Below are 3,522 nucleotides of genomic sequence, written 5' to 3'. Positions count from 1 at the left end.
CCGAGATCGCCAGTCTCCTCGGCATTCCGGTCGGCATCGTGGGTTCGCGACTGCACCGGGGGCGAACTCCCGTGCGCGAAAGGCTGGTCAACAGTGGTGATCGTCCGTGAGCCATTCGTTACTGCGGGTCTAGGGAGGACCGTACTGCGCACCACCGCACGCAGGCCATCATTTCGGTTCGCGGCTTTCTCTTGACGGTGTTTGGTCTATTGGGGCATGCTCTAGGCCAATTGGTGGATTGGGGGGTGTGATGGCGGCGACGGATGCGTCTGAGGTGGCGTCGGTGGGCGGTGAGACGTTGCGGGGGAATTTGGGTTTGGTGGGGTGGTCTGTTTCACGCGCTGGCGATCAAGGCCACCCGCCCCGAGGACTACCGCAACATCCAACACCAATTCGACACCGCCGAAACCACCCGATAGTGGCGACGGCGCGCTTCGACGCTCGAGCGGCTCATGGCCATGAATGACGCCCGCGAGCGATTCCAGGAAAGAGGTTTCCGTATGGGCGAGACTTCGGCTGCGGAGATTCGGATGAAGTACCTGTCGTCACCGGCGATCCGAGACGCGATCCAGTCGGGCTGTCGCACCGTGGTTTTGCCGTGTGGTGCGATCGAGCAGCACGGGGGTCATCTTCCGCTGTCGGTAGATGCCGATCATGCAAGCGAACTGGCCGTTCGGGTGGCTGGTGAGTTGAACGCCTTGGTGGCGCCCACCATCGAGATCGGGTGCTCGGAGCATCACATGGCGTTCGCGGGGACTCTCTCGGTCAGTCCGGCCACGTTGGAGGCGTGGTTCACCGACTGCTGTACGAGTCTGGCGCGCCACGGTTTTGAGCGAATTTTGATCTTCTCGGCCCATATGGGCAATTTCGATCCTCTGTCGGACATGGCTGATCGTTTGTATGACGCGACTCCGTCCGGGGTCGAGGTGGTGGTGTTCTCGGATCGCGCCCTATTGTTGGACACGTGGCGGTCGGTCGTCGAGCAGCATTGTGGCCGTGGAGAATCGGTGGGCGGGCACGCCGATATCGCGGAGACCTCGATCATGATGGCGCTAGGCCGCGGCCTGGTTCACGAGGACGCCCTGGCCCCTGGTTTCGTCGGTGAGCCTGATTCTGAGACGTTGGCGACGGTTTTCGAGCACGGGGTTCAGGCGTTGAGTTCCAATGGCGTGCTCGGCGACCCTCGTGGCGCCAGCGCCGAATTGGGTCAGCGTTGCCTCGACGCGGTGGCGTCCATCCTCGTCGACACGTTCGCCAGCTCCGCCGCAAGCTCCCGCACGGGCACCGCTGCGGGCGTTCTCGATAGAACCTGAGACGGCGTCCGTGTTCGTGCACTCCGAAAAGAGAACGCGGCCCGTTGCATTTCGCCGGAGCGTCGTGGGCGGGCGTTCTCGGTTCAGTGGTGTCCTGTTGGCATCGGACACAGCTGATGAACCCTCGTGACGTCGCGAGGGACGAAGGCGCCGTCGCGGCTGGTGACCTCGCGCCAGTGATGACTCGACTGGACGGCGTGGCAACGGCGCTGCGGTCCCTGCAGGGCACACTCATCACCGACGAATCTCTCGACGCTGTCCTGAGACAGGTGGCGCAGTGCGCGGTCGGAGCTGTCCCTCCCGCGGACGCCGTGTCCATCACCGTCCTCGGCGAGGATGCGGTGCGCACTGCTGCCTCCACCGACGAGCCGCTTCTAGCGCTCGACGCGAAACAATATGCTTCGAGCAGTGGGCCATGTTGGGAGGCTGCACACTCGCGCCGCCCGGTGCGCTTCGCGTCGGACGCCCCCGAGCTGCGGTGGCCCGAATTCGTCACCGCGGCACGCGCGGACGGGGTGTGCGCGATCTTGTCCATACCGATGATCGTCACCGCGCTCAGTCCGGCCGACGGCTCTGAGCTAGTGGGGTCGCTCAATGCCTACAGCCGTCAGGCCGACTTCGACGTCGTCGACGAGAAGCTGCTTTCCCTTTATACCGACACGGCGTTTCGGGCCGTCGCGAATGCGCGACACTGCCAGACGCTGCGTGCCAAGGTCGGGGACTTGGAGCGAGCCCTGTTGTCTCGCAGCGACATCGATCAAGCCAAGGGTGCACTGCGCGTGCTGCGTGGCGGCAGCGCCGAGGAAGCGTTCGCCGAGCTCGTTCGCCTCTCCCAGCGCGACAACGTCAAGCTCCGCGTCGTCGCCCGCCACGTCATGGACCAACTCTCCGGCGGACTCTCGCCGTGAGTCACCCGACCGGCTATCCGACCGAGTCGCCGTGCTCGGGAACGCTCGTGCCCGGTGCCGCGGGGGTGTTTGGGGGGGGTCACGGCGCACGGGTGACCGGTGGAGTTGGCACCACATCCCGATGATGTTGGCGAAGCGGCGATGTATACGCATTGGGGCGCAGGTCGCGATCGAGTACCTTCACCGCGGACAGCAGCTGGTTCGCAACTGCAGACGCGGCAGGGCGTCGCAACTTCTCGGGTGCCAATCGAATCAGATACTGCAATGTCACGGTGGTCTCCTCCGACAAGACCGGCGACAGCTCGGGGTGTTGGCGGGCGAGGTAGGACGGTAGAAGACCGATCCCGCCGCCCGCGCACGTGGCACTCACGTGGGCGAACACGTTGGTGGAGCCGACATGTACCGTCTTCGACGGCAGGAACCCGGCCACGACGTGGAGCTCCTCGACCGGCATCAGGGCGTCCACGTAATAGATGAACGAGTGCGTCTCCAGCGCGTCGACGGTCTGGGGCCGACCGCGGGATTGCAGATAGTCATGTGATGCGTAGAGGCCGAGTTCGTAGGTGCAAAGCAGCTCGGTTCCCGTCTTGGTGGACAGCGGGTATCCGACCCCGATCTCGATGTCGGCACCGGTGCCGTATGCCGCGATTCGAGTAGCGGTGACGAGTTCGAGGATCAATTCAGGGTTCTCACGGTGCAACCGGGCCAGCACGGGGGCGACGATGTGGGCGCCACAGGCGTCCGGTGCGACGATTCGGACCAGTCCTGACAGCGCTGCGGGTCCCGGTTCGGAGCCGACTGAAGCCTTGGCTTCCAATAGCGTCTTCTCGATCTGCTCGGCGTGCTGCAGCAGTGCTCCGCCTGCGTCTGTCAACGAACAGCCATTGGCAGAACGGACGACGAGTGCGGTGCCTGCTTCCTTCTCCAGTGCGGTGCACAGCGCGTTCAGATGGGTGCAGGCACCACTCCGGGCGTCGAGGTCGGCCCGGTGGTCAGTAGCCAGGCAATGCATCGGATCCAGGGGATCGTGGGGCGGGCAGCCGAGAAGGGCGCGAGCGTCGTCGTCGACCGAACCCGGGAATTGGTCGAGGGTTTCGAGGAGGGGTACTTCGTCGGGCCTGCCGTGATCGATCACGTCGACACGTCGTCCGAGCTCTATCTGACCGAGGTCTTCGGGCCTGTCCTCGCCGTGGTTCGGGTGGAGACGCTGGACGATGCGATCGCCCTCATCCGCGCACACGAGTATGGCAACGGCGCTGCGATCTTCACCAGTTCGGGGCGTGCCGCGCGACAGTTCCAGC

4 protein-coding genes are annotated in these 3,522 nt (G+C 64.7%); 3 read left to right on the top strand and 1 reads right to left on the bottom strand.

What is annotated here, in order from left to right; genetic code table 11:
• Positions 1 to 452: 452 nt before the first annotated feature.
• Together ABW137_RS15955 and ABW137_RS15950 are read left to right on the top strand one after the other, a co-directional pair.
• Positions 453 to 1,313, top strand: coding sequence for a creatininase family protein (locus ABW137_RS15955; RefSeq protein WP_526401618.1), 861 nt, complete (start codon positions 453 to 455; stop codon positions 1,311 to 1,313).
• A 116-nt stretch (positions 1,314 to 1,429) separates the two neighbouring features.
• On the top strand, positions 1,430 to 2,221 hold the full coding sequence (locus ABW137_RS15950; RefSeq protein WP_526401616.1) for a GAF and ANTAR domain-containing protein: 792 nt from the start codon (positions 1,430 to 1,432) through the stop codon (positions 2,219 to 2,221).
• A 79-nt stretch (positions 2,222 to 2,300) separates the two neighbouring features.
• Here ABW137_RS15950 and ABW137_RS15945 read toward each other — a convergent pair whose 3' ends face one another.
• The gene (locus ABW137_RS15945; protein ID WP_526401614.1) at positions 2,301 to 3,233 is read right to left on the bottom strand and encodes a LysR family transcriptional regulator; all 933 of its coding nucleotides are present in this window, start codon (positions 3,231 to 3,233) and stop codon (positions 2,301 to 2,303) included.
• Between ABW137_RS15945 and ABW137_RS15940 the strand changes: the two genes are divergently transcribed.
• Positions 3,171 to 3,522: aldehyde dehydrogenase family protein (locus ABW137_RS15940; protein WP_526401612.1), on the top strand; the 352-nt coding region annotated here is incomplete at its 3' end. The two genes, ABW137_RS15945 and ABW137_RS15940, sit on opposite strands and share 63 nt — an antisense overlap.

Origin of the sequence: Mycobacterium sp. (assembly GCF_040509115.1) — a bacterium.
Taxonomy (GTDB): domain Bacteria; phylum Actinomycetota; class Actinomycetes; order Mycobacteriales; family Mycobacteriaceae; genus Mycobacterium.
Note: the sequence above shows the minus strand (reverse complement) of the source record. Positions and strands in the feature narration are given on the sequence as shown.